This window comes from Ottowia oryzae, assembly GCF_003008535.1.
Lineage (GTDB): Bacteria > Pseudomonadota > Gammaproteobacteria > Burkholderiales > Burkholderiaceae_C > Ottowia > Ottowia oryzae.
On the sequence record NZ_CP027666.1, the window covers coordinates 446,619 to 464,650 of the forward strand.

Genomic DNA, 18,032 nt, shown 5'->3' on the forward strand with positions numbered 1-18,032 from the left:
GGGATGTCATCGTTCTCTATTATTCACCCGCCGCTCGCCGCGCCGGCCCGAGCAGGCGGCGCGAATTGGCCCCGGGGATGCGCTGGCACGCCGCCACGCGGCGCGCCATCCGGGCCTGCCGCGCCCCGGTCAGGCGCCGCGCACGTGGGGGTTGTGGCGCCGCTCTTCACCCAGCGTGCTTTCCGGCCCGTGGCCGGGTATGAAGACCGTGTCGTCGCCCATCGGCCAGAGGCGCTCGCGGATGCTGGCGATCAGCTGCGCGTGATTGCCGCCCGGGAAATCGGTGCGCCCGATGCCGCCGGCAAACAGCACGTCGCCCACGAACGCTCGCCGCGCCTCGGCCGCGTGGAACACCACATGCCCCGGCGTGTGGCCCGGACAGTGACGCACGGCCAGGCGGCAGTTGCCCACCTGCACGGTATCGCCGTCCTGCAACCAGCGCGTGGGCACGAAGGGCTCGGCCGGCGCAAAGCCGAACATGCGCGCCTGCTCGGCCAGGCCGGTGATCCAGAACTGGTCGCCCGGGTGTGGGCCAATGATGGGCAGACCCAGGCGCCGGCTCAACTCGCCCGCGCCGCCGGCATGGTCGATGTGCGCGTGCGTGAGCCAGATCTGACCCAGCTTGACCTCCCGCTCGCGCGCCGCCGCCTCGATGCGCGGCAGATCGCCGCCGGGGTCGATAACGGCGGCCTGGCGCGTGGCGTCGCACCAGACGATCGAGCAGTTTTGCTGAAACGGAGTGACGGGGACGGTGCGGTAGCGCAGCATGTCAGTTTATGAATGAAATTGGCATCTGGCGCCCGCCCAGAAAGCGCCAGCAGCTATAAAAATAATAGAATCATCAACTCAGCACCAACGCGCAGTCGACATGGCTGGCGCATGGCTGCTGATTTTCTGGTCTCCACGGATCGATTCGACGTACGCCAGCGCGGCGATGGGCGGGACCACCGGGATGAATGATCACATCTTCGGCTCGCAGCGGTTCGCAGGCCGCGCCGCCGCCTGCCTCAGCGCGGCTTCAGCTGGGCATACACCTCTTGCGAAACCCGCATCAGCTCGGCCCGATCGGCCCCGGCCGAGATGGCGTAGCCGAACTGATTCTCGACCCAATAGAACACGTTGACGGGACCGTCGGTGCCGAAGTGGAACGAGGTGCTCGCGTCGCCCGGCACCTCGCGCGTCACGTACAGGGTCAGGCGTTGCCCGCTCGTGGTGCCATACATGAACTGGGCCACCGGCCCCTTGTCACCCGGCAGGAGGCGGCCGCCCATCAGCTCGTAGCCCAGGTTGGTGAGCATCGGCGGCCGCACGGCCGTGCCCATGCGTTTGGTCAACCAGGTCACCAGGGCCTGCTCCTGATCGGCACCCAACTCCACGGGCCGACGCACGTCGGGGCTGTACACCACGTGGGCGATGGCGGCACGGCGGGCAAAGCCGGACAGCGTACCGTCGCCTGCCATCGAGGCCGCGCTGGACTGGCTGGCTTGGACCAGCCGCATGCTCTCGGCATCCAGGTGGCCGCGCAGCGACCACGCGGAGCCGCCGCTGACGACGGCCACCAGCACGCCGGCGGCGAGCCCCCGCCACGGCAAGGCACCGGCGGGGCGCTTCAGCGGCAGGCCCAGGGGCAGCGGCTCGTCGAGCACAGGGTCCAGCCAGCGGTGCAGCAGCCGGTTCTGCTGCTGCCAGTCGCGCACGCGCTCCTGCTCCTGCGGATGCGTCGCCAGGTATTGCTCGACCAGCGCCGTCCGCTGGCCGGACAACTGGCGGTCGGCGTAAGCGTGCAGATCCGCCTCGGTGATGGGGGCTGGTGCACCGGGGCCGATGCCCGAGCCGACGCTTCGGGGCTTGTTGTCGTCCATGGTCATTTCACGCGTTGAATCTTGCTCGCAGGGGCGGCATGGCCTTGAAGTTGCTCGCGCAGGCGCGCACGGGCACGCGACAGGCGTGACATCACGGTGCCAACCGGTATGCCCAACACGGCGGCCACCTCCTGGTAGCTCAGCTCTTCCAAGCCCACCAGCAGCAGCACCTCGCGGTGTTCGGGCGGCAACCGCTGAAGAGCGCGATCGAGGTCGCGCAGTTCCAGCGCATCGGTCTGCCGCGGGCGCTGCGGTGTCTCGGGCAGATCGTCTCCGGCGCTGTCCTCGGGGCGGCTGCGTTGCGCGCGCAAGCGGTCGACGAAGTGGTTGTGCAGGATACCGAACATCCACGCCCGGATGTCGCCACGCCTTTGCCACATCGAGAAGCGGCTCCAAGCGCGCTCCAGCGTGTCCTGCACCAGGTCGTCGGCTCGGTCTCGGTCCGATACCAGCCCGCGCGCGTAGCGCCGCAGGCTGGGAATGCAAGCAACGATCTCGGCTTCGTCTTGCGCGCGCATCGTGGGATCAGGCGGTCATGCGTGGCGTGCTTACTTGATGACGTGCCACACATCCTTGAAGTTGTCGCCCGTCACGTCGCCGGGCTTCTTGTCTGCGGCATAGGTGTAAACCGGCTTGCCCTTGTAGGCCCACTGCTTGCTGCCGTCGTCGCGGGTGACGATGCTCAGGTCCCCTTCGGCTTTGGCGTCGGCCGCAACGGCCGCCGGCGGCCAGAGGGTGGCGCAAGGGCCGTTGCAAGTGCTCTTGCCGCTGCCGGCGACGTCCTTGTCGAAGGTGTAGAGCGTCATGCCGCTGGTGTTGACCAGCATGCCGCCGGCCATCTTGGCAGCGGGCTCGGCGTGGGCCAACGTCGCGAAGACAGCGGTCAGTGACAAAGCCAGGGTAGGCAGCAAACGAACAGTCATGGTCAGTTCTCCAAAAAAAGTTTGTAACGCTGACATAGACGATTGGCTTTGCGGGTTTATTCCACCAGTGCCTTGAAATTCACCTGGCGGTCTCGCAGTGGTCCACGAACCTCTGCAGGCCTGCCGAGAACTGCTTTTGCCGATGGTGCACTAGGTAAAAGCGTCGGCTTAGCCGCGGCAGGCTGCTGTTGACGACCACCAGCCGCCGCAACGTCAACAGGTCCTGGACGGCACACAGGGACAGGCAGGCGAGCCCCAGGCCCTCGGCGGCGGCCTGCTTGATGGCCTCGGTGCTGCCCAATTGCATCGTTTGCTCCCACTGGTGCAGGTGCGGAAGCAGCGCGTGCTCCACCGCTTCCCTGGTTCCCGAGCCCGGTTCACGCACCAGCCAGCATTGCAAGCGCAGCGCCTTCAGTCCGATACGGGCGGCAGGATCGCCTGCCAGCAAAGGGTGTGATGGGGCGCAGACCAGCACCAGTTCGTCCTCCAGCCAAGGCCGCACCTGCAGCGCGGACTCATGGCAGGGACCTTCGATCAGCCCCAGGTCCACGTCCAGTCGCGCCACCGCAGCGGCGACGTCGCTCGTGTTGCCGATGGTCGCGTCAATGGCGGTGCCGGGAGCTTCGCGCAGGTGGCTGGCCACCAGTGCCGGCAGCAGGTAGTTGCCGATGGTCGTGCTCGCGCCGACGCGTAAGCGGGTGCGCATGACCGGGGAAGAACGCTCGCCTGCGCCGATGCCGAACTGGCTCTCGATGCCCGCTGCGCCGTCCAACAGCGCCCGCGCCTGGGGCAGCAGGCCGCGCCCCGTGTCGTTGAGCACCAGGCGTTTGCCGATGCGGTCGAACAACGGAACTCCCAGCAGCCCTTCCAGCTCGTTGAGCGCGGCGCTGGACGCAGACTGAGACAGCGCGACCCGCAGCCCGGCGGCGGTGGTGCTGCCAGTGTCGGCCACCGCGGCAAAGATCTGCAATTGACGCAACGTGAGACGCATGTCGGTGCTTGATTAGCTGATTTGCAGCTAGATCATACAAAAACTACCCGTTTGTCAGATTGATGGAGCCGCTGCACAGTCTGGGGCATGTCCTCGTCCCGCCCGAATCCAGTACGTCTGGAGCTCCCCATGCCCGCCCATTCGACCTTCGCAGCGCCGCACAGCCACATGCCTTCGCATGGCGCGCAGCGCGCCATCCAGCTCCTGCCGGGCCTGGCCCTGGCCGGCGCGCTGGCAGCCGCGGCCATCGCGCTGGGCCGGCTGGGCTGGCTGCAGCACAACGGCATCAGCGCGCTCACCATCGCCATCGTGCTGGGCATGCTGGTCGGCAACACCGCGTACGCACACATCGCGCCAGCGAGCGCGGCGGGCGTGACGTTCTCCAAGCAGACTCTGCTGCGTCTGGGGATCATCCTGTACGGCCTGCGCCTGACCTTCCAGGACATCGGCCATGTCGGCCTGGCCGGCGTGCTGATCGATGCGCTGGTGTTGAGCAGCACCTTTGCACTGGCCTGGTTCCTCGGCACCCGCGTGTTCGGCCTGGACCGCAAGACCGCCATGCTGATCGGCGCGGGCAGCTCCATCTGCGGCGCTGCTGCCGTGATGGCCGCCGAGCCCGTGGTGCGCGGTCGCGCCGAACAGGTGACAGTGGCCGTCTCCACCGTGGTCGTCTTCGGCACGCTGGCCATCTTCCTGTACCCGGTGCTGTACCACCTGAACGCGCAGTACCAGTTGGTCACAATGTCTCCGACCGCCTACGGCATCTTTGCAGGGTCGACGATCCACGAGGTGGCGCAGGTGGTCGCCGCGGGCAACGCGGTAGGCATCGACGCGGGCAACACCGCGGTGATCGCCAAGATGGTGCGCGTGATGATGCTGGCGCCGTTCCTGATCGTGCTCTCGGCCTATCTCTCGCGCGCCAAGGACCCCAGCGCGGCCCACGCCACGCCGGACGCCGATGGCGCGCGCGACAAGCCCGGCCGCATCGTGATCCCATGGTTCGCGCTGGGCTTCCTGGCCGTGGCCGGCCTCAACTCCCTGGCCCTGCTGCCCCAGCAGGTCGTCAGCACGGCGATCGACATCGACACGGTGCTGCTCGCGATGGCCATGGCCGCCCTGGGCCTGACGACGCATGTCTCGGCCATCCGCAGCGCTGGCATCAAGCCGCTGGCATTGGCGGCACTGCTGTTCGCCTGGCTTATCGGTGGCGGGTTGGCCATCAACGCGGGTGTGGCGGCTCTATTTGCCTGATCGGGGCCGACTTTTTTGGAGCGTATGGAATGTTTGAGGGGCGCCATCCGTCCATCTCGGTAGACATCCGATGAAGTCGACAGGAAGCACCATGAAAGCCCCCCTCTCGGCGCCGCACTCACGCCGGCGCCGCCGCCCTCCGCTTGTTCCATCAGGGGCAAGCCGGCAAGCCCAGCGCTCCGCGCCCCTGACTGCACCATCCAACGCGCTGCCCATCCATCTGGACGATCGACTGGCAGCTGTGTCTTGCAGCAAGCCCCGACGCGGTCATCTACGACCCGAGGAATGGCCAGACAAGGACTCACAGCCGGTACCCCACAAAGACTTGAACGTAACCAAGATCGGTTGCGCAAGCCCATGCCTGGTCGCCACGCTCGCTAGACCAATGCGGCTGAATTGATATCTACCAACCCAGGAGTCCCCGCATGCACAAGGTTCAACGTGTTCGTTCAGCCCTCGTCCTTTGTCTGACCATGGCGTTGGTTGCCTTCAGCGCCCAGGCGCAGGAAGTGCTCCACGTCTACGGACCCGGCGGGCCGGCCCCGGCCATGAAGGAGGCGGCGCAGGTTTTTGGCGCCGCGAACAACATCGCGGTGGAGGTCACCGCCGGCCCGACTCCGCAGTGGGTCGAGATGGCAAAGGCGAACGCCGACGTGGTGTTCAGTGGCGCCGAAAACATGATGAGCGAGTTCGCCAAGGCGTTGCCGGGTGCATTTGAGCTGGAAAAAGCCGAGCCGCTGTACCTGCGACCTGCGGCCATCCTGGTCCGCCCAGGAAATCCGAAGCACATCCACGGGTTCCGCGATCTACTCAAGCCCGGTGTCAAAGTGATGGCCGTGGCGGGCGCGGGACAGACGGGCCTTTGGGAAGACGTGGCCGGCCGCACGGGCGACATCGCCATGGTGCGCGCTTTCCGCAAGAACCTGGTTCTGCCCGAGGCCCCCAACAGCGCGGAGGCCCGCAAGCGCTGGACCGAGCAACCCGACATCGACGTCTGGCTGATCTGGAACATCTGGCAGGTCGCCAATCCGAGTCTGGCCCAACTGGTGGAAGTGGATGAGCCGTTCCGCATCTACCGGGATACCGGCGTGGTGCTCACCCACAAGGGCGCGGAGCGGGAGCAGGCCAAGGCGTTCGTGGCCTTCCTGCAGTCGCCGCAAGGGCAATCGATCTTTGGGAAGTGGGGTTGGAAGACGACGCCTTGAAGCAGCCGACTCGCACAGGCATCGTGCGCCAGGGCGGAGCGCCGAATCCGTATAACGGCTGGTGTCCTATGGCCGCCTAGAAGCCACGGCCCCACCGTTCAGCGCGCGCCGGCAACTGGATCGGCAGTTTGCGCAGCCACGCCAACGGTCACGCGGCCTTTGCGATGGGATGTTGACGCAGGAAGACCGCTCGTCTTCCGTTGATCCGCCGCGTGCTTCCACACCCGACGGCCGGGCACCGAGGCTGGCGGACAGCTTGCGTCACGCCTGACGTGACTGATCAAAGCCCGAAATCGTAATCAACGGTGAGAGGGGCGTGGTCACTGAATCGCTCGGATTTGTAGATGCCGGTTTCTCGCGCCGCTGCGGCAAGCGGAGGCGTCGCCAATTGATAGTCCAACCGCCAACCCACGTTCTTCGCATAGGCCTGACCTCGGTTACTCCACCAGGTGTAGGCCTCGCCCGTGGTGTCGGGGTGCAGGCGGCGGTACACGTCCACCAGTTCCAGTTCGTCGATCACGCGGGTGACCCAGGCGCGCTCCTCGGGCAGGAAGCCGCTGTTCTTCTGGTTGCTCTTCCAGTTCTTGAGATCGATCTCCTGGTGCGCCACGTTGACGTCGCCGCACAGGACGAAGTCGCGCTCGGCCTTGAGGCGCTGCAGCACCGGGTAGAACTCGGCCAGGAAGCGGTACTTGGCCTCTTGCCGCTCAGGCCCGGACGAGCCGCTGGGAAAGTAGCAGCTGATCACCGAGAACTTGCGCCGCGGCGTGTCGAAACGCACTTCCAGGTAGCGGCCCTCGGCGTCGAACTCTTCCGATCCGTAGCCGGCGATCACCGCCGACGGCTCGTGGCGCGTGTACACGCCCACGCCGGAGTAGCCCTTTTTCTCGGCCAGGTGAAAGTGGCCCTTCATGCCCGCCAGCACCTCGAACCTGCCTTCGATATCGGGCAACTGGGCCTTGATTTCCTGCACGCAAATACAATCCGGCGCGTGCGAATCCAGCCACGTTTCGACACCCTTGGTGGTGGCCGAGCGGATGCCATTCAGGTTGAGGCTGGTGAGCTTGAACAAGGGGTATCTCCAATGAACAGCGCGCAAATTGGCGCCCAAGACGCGGCCATCGGGCAAGACGGACTGGCGCAGGAATTCGTGCAATTCGCCATCGACGCGGGGGTCTTGCGTTTTGGCGAATTCAAGACCAAGGCGGGGCGCATGAGCCCCTATTTCTTCAACGCCGGGCTGTTTGACGATGGCGCCAAGCTGCAGCGGCTGGCGCAATTCTATGCCCGCGCCCTGCAAGCCTCGGGCATCGAATTCGACGTGATTTTCGGCCCCGCCTACAAGGGCATTCCCCTGGGCGCGGCGGTCGCGGTGGAGCTGGCACGCCTGGGCGTGAACAAACCTTTTGCCTACAACCGCAAGGAGGCCAAGGACCACGGCGAGGGCGGCACGCTGGTGGGCGCGCCCTTGAAAGGCCGCGTGCTGATCGTGGACGACGTGATTTCCGCCGGCACCGCCGTGCGCGAATCCATCGCGCTGATCCGCGCGGCCGGCGCCACGCCGCATGCCGTGGCCATCGCGCTGGACCGGCAGGAAAAGGCCACCGAGGGCGGCCAGGACGTTTCCTGGAGCGCCGTGCAATATGTCCGCGACACGCTGGGCCTGCAGGTGTGCGCCATCGCCAATCTGGCCCAGTTATTGCAGCATTTGCAGTCAACTGACAAATTTTTGCCCTACGTCGATGCGGTCTCCGCCTACCGGAGCCGCTACGGCGTTGATCTGAGGACATGACCCTGCTTCGCCCACGCTTTTTCTGTCAACTTGCCGCTCGTTCGGCCCGCTTCAGCGCGGGCTGGGCCGCCGCCGCGCTGCTGGCGCTGGGGGTGCCCCACGCGCAGGCGCAGCAGCAAACTGGCAGCGTGGGCGGCATCTACACCTGTGTGGACGCGCAGGGCCGGCGCATCACCTCCGACCGGCCCATCATGGCCTGCAACGACCGCGAGCAGCGCGAGCTGAGCCGCAGCGGCACCGTGGTTCGCGTGATCGGCCCCACCTTGACGCCCAAAGAGCGCGAAGCCGAGGAAGCCCGGCAGCGCCAGGCCGAACTGGACCGACAGCGCGGGCGCGACGCCATCCGCCGCGACGAAGCCCTGGTCAACCGCTACCCGAACCAGGCCGCCCACGACGACGGCCGCAAGAAGGCGCTGGCCCAGACGCAGGTGGTGGTGAACGCCGCGCAGGCGCGCATCGACGATCTGAAGGCGGAGCGCAAGGGCCTGGACGAGGAGATGGAGTTCTACAAGAAAGACCCATCCAAGGCGCCCGCCAAAGTGCGCCAGGCCATCGAGACCAACGCCGAAGCCATCGCCGTGCAAGAACGCGCCATCGGCGCGCAGCAGGCCGAGCGCGACCGCATCAACGCCGCGTTTGACGAGCAGCTGGTGCGGCTCAGGCAGCTGTGGCAGATGCAATCGAGCGCTGGCCCGGCCAACGCCCCCGCCGCCACGCGCCCGGGCGGTCAGGGCCGCTGAGCTTTACAAGCCCAGCTGGCACTGGCGCAGGTGCAGCGGGCGCCAGAAGCTCTGCTTTTCATAGCAATAGCCGAACTCACGTGGGCCTGGCCGCGGTGGCATGGCCCGTACGCCGCCCTCGGTGAATTCGGCGCCTGAGGTGCAACGGAGCACGGGCGCAGCGGCTGCGCCACGCGACCCAACCCGTCTCGTCAGAGCCGTTCTGTCGGCCTGAGCCAGTCTGGATGACCTCCAAACGCAGACGTCACTCGGCACAGCAGCTGAACCGCTGGCTGCCAAGATTGGCTGTGTTGCTTCATTTTGCTATTTAAACCATAGCTTCTGGCGCAGGTCACGCCAGCGCTAGAAGGCGATTTGGCTTAAAGCCTGCCAGCCGAGCGGCACGCCATCCGCCCTGGCCTCGCCAGGCGGCGAGGCAGGCCCCCGCTGCGCCATCAGGCCAGCCGCGCCTTCAGCAATTCATTGACCTGCGCCGGGTTGGCCTTGCCTTTGCTGGCCTTCATCACCTGGCCGACCAGCGCGTTGAACGCCTTGTCCTTGCCCGCCTTGAACTGGGCCACGTTGTCGGGGTTGGCGGCGATCACCTCGTCGACGATCTTTTCCAGCGCGCCGGTGTCGTTCATCTGACGCAGCCCCAGGTCGTCGATCACCGAGCCAATCCCCTCAGGGGCGATGAACTGAAGCCCGCGCTCCCAAACGTGGGCAAACAGAGTCTTCGCCCCGCTAGAAGAAATCTGTCCATCGACGATCTGCTTGATGATTACTGCCAAGTCGGATGAACGAATCTTCTTCACGGCCTGATCAATCGACAACTCCTCCGCGTTCATTCGGCGGGAAAACTCGCCCATCACCCAGTTGCTGGCCAGCTTGGGCTGCCCGCTGGCCTTGGCGGCCGCCTCGAAGTAGGCGCCCATGGCCGGCGAGTGCGTGAGCGTGGTGGCGTCGTATTCGGGCAGGCCGTAGTCGGCCACGAAGCGCTCGGCCATCTTGCGCGGCAATTCGGGCATCAGCGCCCGTGTTTGCTCAACCCATTGCTCTGAAATGCAGAGCGGCGGCAGGTCGGGATCCGGGAAGTAGCGGTAGTCGGCCGAGTCTTCCTTGGTGCGCATGGCGCGGGTTTCGCCCGTGTCGGGGTCGAACAGCACGGTGGCCTGCTGGATGGCGTGGCCGTCTTCGATCTGCTCGATCTGCCAGCGTATCTCGAAGTCGATCGCCTGCTGCATGAAGCGAAAGCTGTTGAGGTTCTTGATCTCGCGGCGCGTGCCCAGCGGCTGGCCGGGCTTGCGCACGGAGACGTTGGCGTCGCACCGGAAGCTGCCTTCCTGCATGTTGCCGTCGCAGATGCCGATCCAGGTGACGATCTTGTGCAGCTCTTTGGCGTAGGCCACGGCTTCATCGCTGCTGCCCATGTCGGGCTCGGTGACGATCTCCAGCAGCGGCGTGCCGGCGCGGTTCAGGTCGATGCCGGAATGGCCGTGCAGGCCTTCGTGCACCGATTTGCCGGCGTCTTCTTCCAGGTGGGCGCGCACCAGGCGCACAGTTTTCTTCTGGTCTCCGACAAAAAAAGACACTTCGCCGCCCTGCACCACCGGGATCTCAAACTGGCTGATCTGGTAGCCCTTGGGCAAGTCCGGGTAGAAGTAGTTCTTGCGGGCAAAAACACTGCGCGGCGCAATGTGGGAGCCAAGGGCCAGTCCCAATTTGATAGCGCACTGCACCGCCTCGCGGTTCATCACGGGCAGCGTGCCGGGCAAGGCCAGATCGACGGCGCAGGCCTGCGTATTGGGCTCGGCGCCGAAGGCCGTGCTGGCGCGGCTGAAGATCTTGCTGTTCGTTTGCAGCTGGGTGTGGGTCTCGAAGCCGATGACGACTTCGTAGCCTTGGATGAGTTTGGGAGATGTCATGTCAGATGCCGTTTGGCTTGCGCTGGTGCCAGTCGGTGGCTTGCTGCAAACGGTGCGCCACGTTCAGCAGCCGGCCTTCCTGAAGGTAGTTGCCGATCAGCTGCAGGCCAACGGGCATGCCGGCAGCACCAAAGCCCGCGGGCACGCTCATGCCCGGCAGGCCGGCCAGCGACGCGGGCAGGGTGTAGATGTCGGCCAGGTAGTCGGCCAGCGGGTCGTCGCCGTGCGCGCCCAGGCCCCAGGCGACCGAGGGCGCCACGGGCCCGGCGATCACGTCGCATTGCGTGAAGGCCTGCTGGAAATCCTGCGCAATCAGGCGGCGCACCTTCTGCGCCTGCAGGTAGTACGCGTCGTAGTAGCCGTGAGAGAGGACGTAGGTGCCGGTCATGATGCGGCGCTGCACCTCGTCGCCAAAGCCCTGGCTGCGCGTTTTCTTGTACATGTCCTCCAGGTCGGTGTAGTCAGGGGCGCGAAAGCCGAACTTCACGCCGTCGAAGCGGCTGAGGTTGGAGCTGGCTTCGGCCGCGGCCAGCACGTAGTACACCGGGATGGCCAGGCGCGTGCGCGGCAGCGAGATGTCGACCACGGTGGCGCCCAGCTGGCGCAGCTCGGCCAGCGCGGCGTCGATGGCAGCGCGCACATCGGCGTCCAGCCCGTCACCGAAGAATTCGGTGGGCAGGCCGATGCGCAGGCCAGTCAGGTCGCCGCTCAGGCCACGCGTGAAATCTTCGGCGGGCACGTCGAGCGAGGTGGAGTCGCGGTCCAGGTCGGGCCCGCACATGGCCGACAGCAGCAGGGCGCAGTCTTCGGCGGTGCGCGCCATGGGGCCGGCCTGGTCCAGGCTGGACGCAAAAGCCACCATGCCGTAGCGGCTGGCGCGCCCGTAGGTCGGCTTGATGCCGGTGATGCCGCAGAAGCTGGCGGGCTGGCGGATGGAGCCGCCGGTATCGGTGCCGGTGGCTGCGGGGGTCAGCCGCGCGGCCACCGCCGCCGCGCTGCCGCCGGACGAGCCGCCGGGCACGCGCGCCGTGTCCCAGGGGTTTTTCACCACGCCGTAGGCCGAGTTTTCGTTGGCCGAGCCCATGGCGAATTCATCGCAGTTGAGCTTGCCCAGCGTGACCATGCCTGCACCGCCGGTCTGGCCGGGCGCTCCGACCCCCAGCCGGCGCACCACGGTGGCGTCGAACGGCGAGCGGTAGTCGGCCAGCATCTTCGAGCCGGCGGTGGTGGCGAAGTCGCGCGTGACGAAGATGTCCTTGTGCGCGATGGGCACGCCCGCCAGCGCTGGCGCGTTGCCGGCCGCCAGCAGCGCGTCGGCGGCGCGGGCCTGGGCCAGCGTGGCTTCTTCATCCATGGCCAGGTAGGCGCCCAGGTCGGCGGCGGTCTGGCTGCGGGCCAGGAAGTGGCGCGCCACTTCTTCGGCCGACACGTCGCGGGCTTTCAGGCGGGTGGCCAGTTCGGCCACCGTGAGATCGTGCAGTGGCTGAGTCATTCGATCACCCGCGGAACCAAGTACAAACCGTCTTCCACCGAAGGCGCGCTGCGCTGGTTAGCTTCGCGCTGGTTGGGCTCGGTGACCACGTCGTCGCGCAGGCGCAGGGCGACGTCCTGCATCACCGCCACGGGGTGGGCGAGCGGCTCGACGCCCTGGGTGTCGACCTCGCTCATGGCCTGCACCAGGTCAAAGAAACCATTCAATTTTGTAAGCAATTGCTCACTTTGTGCGTCGGTCAGCGCCAGTCGCGCGAGGTGCGCGATGCGGTCGACGTCGTTGGGGGTCAGCGCCATGCGAAGAAAAGCCGAAGCGGAGGGTGATTTTTGAAGGTTTTGGCCCAGTTCCGACAGGCGCCAGACAGGCCAATGCGGTATTATCCCGCCTTTGCACAACGGCCCGTCAACGGGCCGCTTTTGCACCCAAATCTCTCGCAAATCGCATCGAACACGCGCCGCCGGCGGCACGCCCGGCGTGCAGCCCCTCAAGGACATTTCATGTTTGGAGCTCTCCGTCGGTATTTCTCCACCGACCTGGCCATTGATTTGGGCACGGCCAACACCCTGATCTACGTGCGCGACAAGGGCATCGTGCTAGACGAGCCCTCGGTCGTCGCCATTCGCCACGAAGGCGGCCCGCAGGGCAAGAAGACGATCCAGGCCGTGGGTGCCGAAGCCAAGGCCATGTTGGGCAAGGTGCCCGGCAACATCGAAGCCATCCGCCCGATGAAAGACGGCGTGATCGCCGATTTCACCGTCACCGAGCAGATGCTCAAGCAGTTCATCAAGATGGTGAGCCGGCGCAATTTCTTCAACGGCCCGCGCATCATCATCTGCGTGCCCTGCGGCTCCACGCAGGTGGAACGCCGCGCCATCCGCGAGTCGGCCCTGGGCGCGGGCGCCAGCGAGGTGTACCTGATCGAAGAACCGATGGCAGCGGCCATCGGCGCTGGCCTGCCGGTCAGCGAGGCCAGCGGCTCGATGGTGGTGGACATCGGCGGCGGCACCACCGAAGTGGGCGTGATCAGCCTGGGCGGCATGGTCTACAAGGGCAGCGCCCGCGTGGGCGGCGACAAGTTCGACGACGCCATCGTCAACTACATCCGCCGCAACTACGGCATGCTGATTGGCGACCCCACGGCCGAAGCCATCAAGAAGCAGATTGGCAGCGCGTTTCCTGGCAGCGAAGTCAAGGAAATGGAAGTCAAGGGCCGCAACCTGTCCGAAGGCGTGCCGCGCAGCTTCACCATCAGCAGCAACGAAATTCTGGAAGCGCTGACCGAGCCGCTCAACAGCATCGTCTCGGAAGTCAAGAAAGCGCTGGAAGAAACCCCGCCCGAGCTGGGCGCCGACATTGCCGAGCGCGGCATGATGCTGACGGGCGGCGGCGCGCTGCTGCGCGACTTGGAGCGCCTGCTGGCCGAAGAAACCGGTCTGCCCGTGCTGGTGGCCGAAGAGCCGCTGACCTGCGTGGTGCGCGGCTGCGGCCTGGCGCTGGAGCGCATGGAACGCCTGGGCAATATCTTCACCAGCGAGTGATTTTCTCGGCGCGCCGGGCCTGTGGCCGCCCGGCCCCACGCCTTGCCGCTGCACGGGCCGAAGCACCGGCCTAAGCAAAAAACTGCCTGTCGCGCTGCCCCGAATTGCGCATAATGCTCACATTTGTGTAGCGAGATTGCCTTGATCTCGCCCGCGCCCCGGGACCCGTCCACGCCCCATGCCCCTGCAGACGCTTGACCGTTCGCCGCCGCCCTTCTTCAAGCAAGGGCCGTCGGCGCTGTCGCGGCTGGTGTTCTTCAGCGCGCTGGCGCTCTTTCTGATGGTGGCCGATGCGCGCTTTCACCTGGTGCAGCCGCTGCGCGCCGTGATCGCCACGGTGCTGTACCCCGTTCAGTGGGTGGCGCTGCAGCCGGTGCAGATGGTCAACCAGGCCACGGCCTACCTGACCGACCTGAAGACCGCGCACGCCACCGAAGATGCGGCGCGCCGCAAGCTGGCCGAGCAATCGCAGCGGGCCGGCCAGGTCGAGCAGCTGATGCTGGAGAACAACCGCCTGCGCCAGCTGCTGGATCTGCGCGACCGCGTGCAGGTCAAGGCCACCGCCGCGCAGGTGCTGTACGACGCCACCGACCCGTTCAGCCGCCGCGTGGTCATCGACAAGGGGCAGATGCAGGGGATCGAGCCCGGCTCGCCCGTGATGGACGAATCGGGCGTGCTGGGCCAGGTGACGCGCGTGTACCCGTTCGTGAGCGAAATCACCCTGCTGATCGACCGCGACCAAGTCATACCGGTGATGAACGCACGCACTGGCGCGCGCAGCGTGGCCTATGGCGACCCGTCGCAGCACCGCGGCATGATGGAGCTGCGCTACATGTCCGTCACCGAAGACGTGAAAGAAGGCGATTTGCTGACCACCAGCGGTGTAGACGGCGTATACGCCCCCGGCCTGCCGGTGGCGCGCGTCGTGCGCGTGGACCGGCGCAGCGACACCAGCTTTGCCCGCATCGTCTGCCAGCCCCTGGCCAACCTGAGCGCGGTGAACCACGTGATGGTGCTGACGCCGTTGACACCCGCGTCGGACACCGCGCCGAGCGATGTGACCGCCGCACAAGGCGCGGCATCCGGGGCTGTATCCGCCGCTTCGGCGCCAGCGGCCACGCGCCCAGGCGCGCCAGCGGCTGGGGTGGCCGCCGGTGCTGCGGCAGCCGTGGGTGCTGTGGGCGCGGCCGCCGCGCCTGCGGGCAGGGCTTCGGGCCGGGCCACACCGGCCAAGCCTGCAGCCCCCTCACGCCCTGCGGCGCCACCCGCTGCCGCCGCGCGCGCGGGTGCAGCCAGTGCCGCCGCGCCCGCCACCGCTGCCGCGTCCGCCCCGTCACCGCGCCGCCGTGCGGCTGCCCCGGCAGCGCGAACGGCGTCTGCACCGCGCGCTGCCGCTTCAGGAGCTGCCCCATGATCATGCCGCGCGGCCAGCAACTGCTGCTGCCAGCCAGCCCCGCCTTCATCTGGGGCAGCCTGCTGGTGGCGCTGCTGATCAACCTGCTGCCCCTGGGCCGCGTGCTGTGGATGCCCGACGTGCTGGCCGTGGTGCTGGTGTTCTGGAGCATCCACGAGCCGCGCCGCATCGGCCTGGGCGCGGCCTTCGTCTTCGGGCTGATTCTGGATGTGCACCAAGCTTCGCTGCTGGGCCAGCACGCGCTGGCCTATTCGGTGCTGATCTACAGCGCGATCATGGTGCACCGCCGCATCCTGTGGTTTTCGGTGCCGGGGCAGGCGGTGCAGCTGCTGCCTTTGTTTGCGGCGGCGCACGCCATCACCATCGCGCTGCGGCTGATCGGCGGGGCGGAGTTTCCTGGCTGGCAGGTGCTGCTGGCGCCGGTGCTCGAGTCGGCCCTGTGGCCGCTGGTCAGCGTGCTGCTGTTGGCTCCGCAGCGCCGTGCGCCCAACCCCGACGCCAACCGGCCGCTATGACGCACGCCTTGATGCACGTGGCGCCTGGTGCGCCCCGCGCGCGCCCTCTGCGTGCAGCCCCGTCGGCGTGGCCGCAGTGCGGCGGCGCATTCCGGCAGTGCCGTGAGGGCATCGCCGCACCAGGCTGGCCTGCGGGCCTTTCCGCTTGTACATTGGTGCGGCTGGGCGCCACCGTGTCTGCGCCCCACACCTGTTCAATATCTTTTAGGCCTGCAGCGCCCGCCCGACGAGCGCCGGCAGCTAGATAATTCATAGCATCACCATGGCCGAGCTGCGCAACCTGGACGCCGAGCTGACGCGCTTTCGCCTGCGTCTGGCCGTGGTCGCGCTGGTGGTGCTGGGGTGCTTCACGCTGATCGGCTGGCGGCTTTACGTGCTGCAGGTGGTGCGGCACGATGCGTACGCCGAGCGCGCCGAGACCAACCGCACGGCGGTGGTGCCGATCGTGCCCAACCGCGGCGAAATCCTGGACCGCAACGGCGTGGTGCTGGCCACCAACTACAAGTCGTACACGCTGGAGATCACGCCGTCGCGCACGGGCAAGCCGGTGGACGAAGTGATCGACGCCATCCACCAGGTGGTGGAGATCAGCCCCCGCGACCGGCGCCGCTTCAAGCGCCTGCAGGAAGATTCGCGCACGTTTGAATCGCTGCCGGTGCGCATGCGCCTGACGGACGAAGAAGTGGCGCGCTTTGCCGCGCAGCGCTACCGCTTTCCGGGCGTGGAGATCAAGGCGCGGCTGTTTCGCACCTACCCGCTGGGCGAGACCGGCGGCCACATCATTGGCTACCTGGGCCGCATCAACCAGCGCGACAAAGAGCGCATCGAGGATTCCGACGACGCGGCCAACTACCGCGGCACCGACTACATCGGCAAGCTGGGCGTAGAGGCCAGCTACGAGAAAGTGCTGCACGGCACGACGGGCGTGGAGCAGATGGAAACCTCGGCCGGCGGCCACGCGGTGCGCCGCCTGGGCAGCCACCCGGCCGTGCCGGGCGAGTCGATCCGCCTGTCGATCGACATCAACCTGCAAAAGCTGGTGGAAGACATGTACGGCGAGCGCCGCGGCGCGCTGGTCGCCATCGACCCGCAGAACGGCGAGGTGCTGGCCTTCGTGAGCAAGCCCACCTTCGACCCGAACCTGTTCGTGGAAGGCATCGACCAAGAAAGCTGGTCCGAGCTGAACGAATCCATCAACAAGCCGCTGCTCAACCGCGCGCTGCGCGGCACGTACCCGCCGGGCTCCACCTACAAACCGTTCATGGGCCTGGCCGCGCTGGAAACGGGCAAGCGCCAGCCCGGCACGGTGATCATGGACGGTGGCTCGTGGACGTTTGGCGGGCACACCTTCCGATCCGGCCACGCGCTGGGCCCGGTCGACCTGTACCGCAGCATCGTCAAGTCCAGCAACGTGTACTTCTACCAACTGGCCAACGACATGGGCGTGAACGCCATTCACGACTTCATGAAGCCGCTGGGCTTTGGGCAGATCACCGGCATTGATATTCCGGGCGAAACGCGCGGCGTGCTGCCTTCCACCGAATGGAAGCGCACCACCTACAAGCGCGCGGCGCAGCAAAAGTGGTACGCGGGCGAGACGATTTCGCTGGGCATTGGCCAGGGCTACAACAACTTCACCATGCTGCAGCTGGCCAGCGCCACGGCCACGCTGGCCGCCGGCGGCACCAAGCACACGCCGCACCTCGTCAAGGCCGAGCAAGACCCGCAGACGCTGCAGTTCAAGGACATCGCGCAGCCGCCCGGCGCCGACCTGGGCTACAAAGCCGCCAACGTGGCGCTGGTCAAACGCGGCATGGTGGGCGTGACGCAGGAAGGCACCTCGCGCGGCGTATTTGCGGGTGCGCCCTACCTGTCGGGCGGCAAGACCGGCACCGCGCAGGCGGTGACCATCGGGCAGAAAGCCCGCTACGACGCGCGCCGCCTGGCCGAACACCAGCGCGACCACTCGCTGTACATCGCCTTCGCCCCGGCCGACAACCCGCGCATCGCCGTGGCCGCCATCGTCGAAAACGCCGGCTTTGGCGCCGCCCACGCCGCACCGCTGGTGCGCCGCGTGATGGACTACTGGCTGGCGGGCCAGTACCCCAGCGAGGCCGATCTGCGCGCCGTGCAGCAGGGCCAGGCCGGCGCCCCCATCGGCACGCCGCGCCGCGCCGCCGACATGGCGCTGGGCATGCCCGCCTCTGCCGCTGCAGCGCCCTGAGCACTTTGCCGCCGCGCGCCTCGCGGGGCTGAGCCCGACGCTGATGGGCACGCCACCGCGCGCCCCCCTCCTACTTTCGCCTCGGCCATCGCCGGACGGCCAGCGCCATCGGTGCCGCTTAGCATGGTTGCGGCGGTATTGGCCTGGTCAATGCGCTTATTCAATCGCGTCAATAAAAACT

The 18,032-nt window shown here is 67.0% G+C and carries 16 protein-coding genes and 1 pseudogene; 8 read left to right on the forward strand and 9 right to left on the reverse strand.

Annotated elements, in window-relative coordinates:
* Positions 1–129 precede the first annotated feature (129 nt).
* The 5 genes from C6570_RS02055 to C6570_RS02075 all read right to left on the reverse strand — a co-directional run bounded on the left by C6570_RS02055 (position 130) and on the right by C6570_RS02075 (position 3,776).
* Positions 130–768 (reverse strand): MBL fold metallo-hydrolase, encoded by a 639-nt coding sequence (locus C6570_RS02055; RefSeq protein ID WP_106701604.1) that lies wholly within the window; start codon positions 766–768, stop codon positions 130–132.
* A gap of 239 nt (positions 769–1,007) precedes the next feature.
* Positions 1,008–1,862, reverse strand: coding sequence for an anti-sigma factor family protein (locus tag C6570_RS02060; protein WP_106701606.1), 855 nt, complete (start codon positions 1,860–1,862; stop codon positions 1,008–1,010).
* Positions 1,863–1,864: 2 nt separating this feature from the next.
* A complete protein-coding gene (locus C6570_RS02065; RefSeq protein WP_106701608.1) occupies positions 1,865–2,380 on the reverse strand; it encodes an RNA polymerase sigma factor in 516 nt (171 codons plus the stop codon).
* A 30-nt stretch (positions 2,381–2,410) separates the two neighbouring features.
* Positions 2,411–2,785, reverse strand: a complete 375-nt coding sequence (locus C6570_RS02070; RefSeq protein WP_106701610.1) for a COG4315 family predicted lipoprotein — start codon at positions 2,783–2,785, stop codon at positions 2,411–2,413.
* Between the two features lie 79 nt (positions 2,786–2,864).
* Positions 2,865–3,776: a LysR family transcriptional regulator gene (locus tag C6570_RS02075; protein WP_106701612.1), complete on the reverse strand. Its 912-nt coding sequence runs from the start codon at positions 3,774–3,776 to the stop codon at positions 2,865–2,867.
* A 168-nt stretch (positions 3,777–3,944) separates the two neighbouring features.
* On the opposite strand from C6570_RS02075, the gene C6570_RS02080 reads away from it, so the two are divergent.
* Together C6570_RS02080 and C6570_RS02085 are read left to right on the forward strand one after the other, a co-directional pair.
* Positions 3,945–5,027: a YeiH family protein gene (locus C6570_RS02080; RefSeq protein WP_211297676.1), complete on the forward strand. Its 1,083-nt coding sequence runs from the start codon at positions 3,945–3,947 to the stop codon at positions 5,025–5,027.
* A 425-nt stretch (positions 5,028–5,452) separates the two neighbouring features.
* A complete protein-coding gene (locus tag C6570_RS02085; RefSeq protein ID WP_211297631.1) occupies positions 5,453–6,232 on the forward strand; it encodes a substrate-binding domain-containing protein in 780 nt (259 codons plus the stop codon).
* Positions 6,233–6,512: 280 nt separating this feature from the next.
* Here the strand turns inward: C6570_RS02085 and C6570_RS02090 are convergent, their stop codons facing one another.
* Complete coding sequence (locus C6570_RS02090) at positions 6,513–7,304, reverse strand: exodeoxyribonuclease III (protein ID WP_106701618.1); 792 nt, start codon at positions 7,302–7,304, stop codon at positions 6,513–6,515.
* Between the two features lie 12 nt (positions 7,305–7,316).
* On the opposite strand from C6570_RS02090, the gene pyrE reads away from it, so the two are divergent.
* Both pyrE and C6570_RS02100 read left to right on the forward strand, forming a co-directional pair.
* On the forward strand, positions 7,317–8,024 hold the full coding sequence (gene pyrE / locus C6570_RS02095; RefSeq protein WP_106701620.1) for an orotate phosphoribosyltransferase: 708 nt from the start codon (positions 7,317–7,319) through the stop codon (positions 8,022–8,024).
* Positions 8,021–8,764 (forward strand): DUF4124 domain-containing protein, encoded by a 744-nt coding sequence (locus tag C6570_RS02100; protein WP_123812186.1) that lies wholly within the window; start codon positions 8,021–8,023, stop codon positions 8,762–8,764. Before pyrE ends, C6570_RS02100 begins: the two co-directional genes overlap by 4 nt.
* 434 nt (positions 8,765–9,198) lie before the next feature.
* Here the strand turns inward: C6570_RS02100 and gatB are convergent, their stop codons facing one another.
* From gatB to gatC, 3 genes are read right to left on the reverse strand one after another with little or no spacing between them, the layout of a single operon-like run.
* Positions 9,199–10,668: an Asp-tRNA(Asn)/Glu-tRNA(Gln) amidotransferase subunit GatB gene (gene gatB / locus C6570_RS02105; protein WP_106701622.1), complete on the reverse strand. Its 1,470-nt coding sequence runs from the start codon at positions 10,666–10,668 to the stop codon at positions 9,199–9,201.
* 1 nt (position 10,669) lies between these two features.
* Positions 10,670–12,160, reverse strand: coding sequence for an Asp-tRNA(Asn)/Glu-tRNA(Gln) amidotransferase subunit GatA (gene gatA, locus C6570_RS02110; RefSeq protein ID WP_106701624.1), 1,491 nt, complete (start codon positions 12,158–12,160; stop codon positions 10,670–10,672).
* Positions 12,157–12,456 carry an Asp-tRNA(Asn)/Glu-tRNA(Gln) amidotransferase subunit GatC gene (gene gatC / locus C6570_RS02115; protein ID WP_106701626.1) on the reverse strand — a complete coding sequence of 100 codons (300 nt, stop codon included), beginning with the start codon at positions 12,454–12,456 and terminating at the stop codon, positions 12,157–12,159. Before gatC ends, gatA begins: the two co-directional genes overlap by 4 nt.
* Positions 12,457–12,657: 201 nt before the next feature.
* On the opposite strand from gatC, the gene C6570_RS02120 reads away from it, so the two are divergent.
* The 4 genes and pseudogenes from C6570_RS02120 (at position 12,658) to mrdA (ending at position 17,851) form a co-directional block, all read left to right on the forward strand.
* Positions 12,658–13,698 (forward strand): rod shape-determining protein, encoded by a 1,041-nt coding sequence (locus C6570_RS02120; RefSeq protein ID WP_106701628.1) that lies wholly within the window; start codon positions 12,658–12,660, stop codon positions 13,696–13,698.
* A 178-nt stretch (positions 13,699–13,876) separates the two neighbouring features.
* Positions 13,877–14,773: pseudogene (gene mreC, locus C6570_RS02125) on the forward strand (rod shape-determining protein MreC); the annotation flags it as partial.
* A 335-nt stretch (positions 14,774–15,108) separates the two neighbouring features.
* On the forward strand, positions 15,109–15,627 hold the full coding sequence (gene mreD, locus C6570_RS02130) for a rod shape-determining protein MreD (RefSeq protein ID WP_106701632.1): 519 nt from the start codon (positions 15,109–15,111) through the stop codon (positions 15,625–15,627).
* 262 nt (positions 15,628–15,889) lie between these two features.
* Complete coding sequence (mrdA, locus tag C6570_RS02135; RefSeq protein ID WP_106701634.1) at positions 15,890–17,851, forward strand: penicillin-binding protein 2; 1,962 nt, start codon at positions 15,890–15,892, stop codon at positions 17,849–17,851.
* The last annotated feature ends 181 nt before the right edge of the window (positions 17,852–18,032 follow it).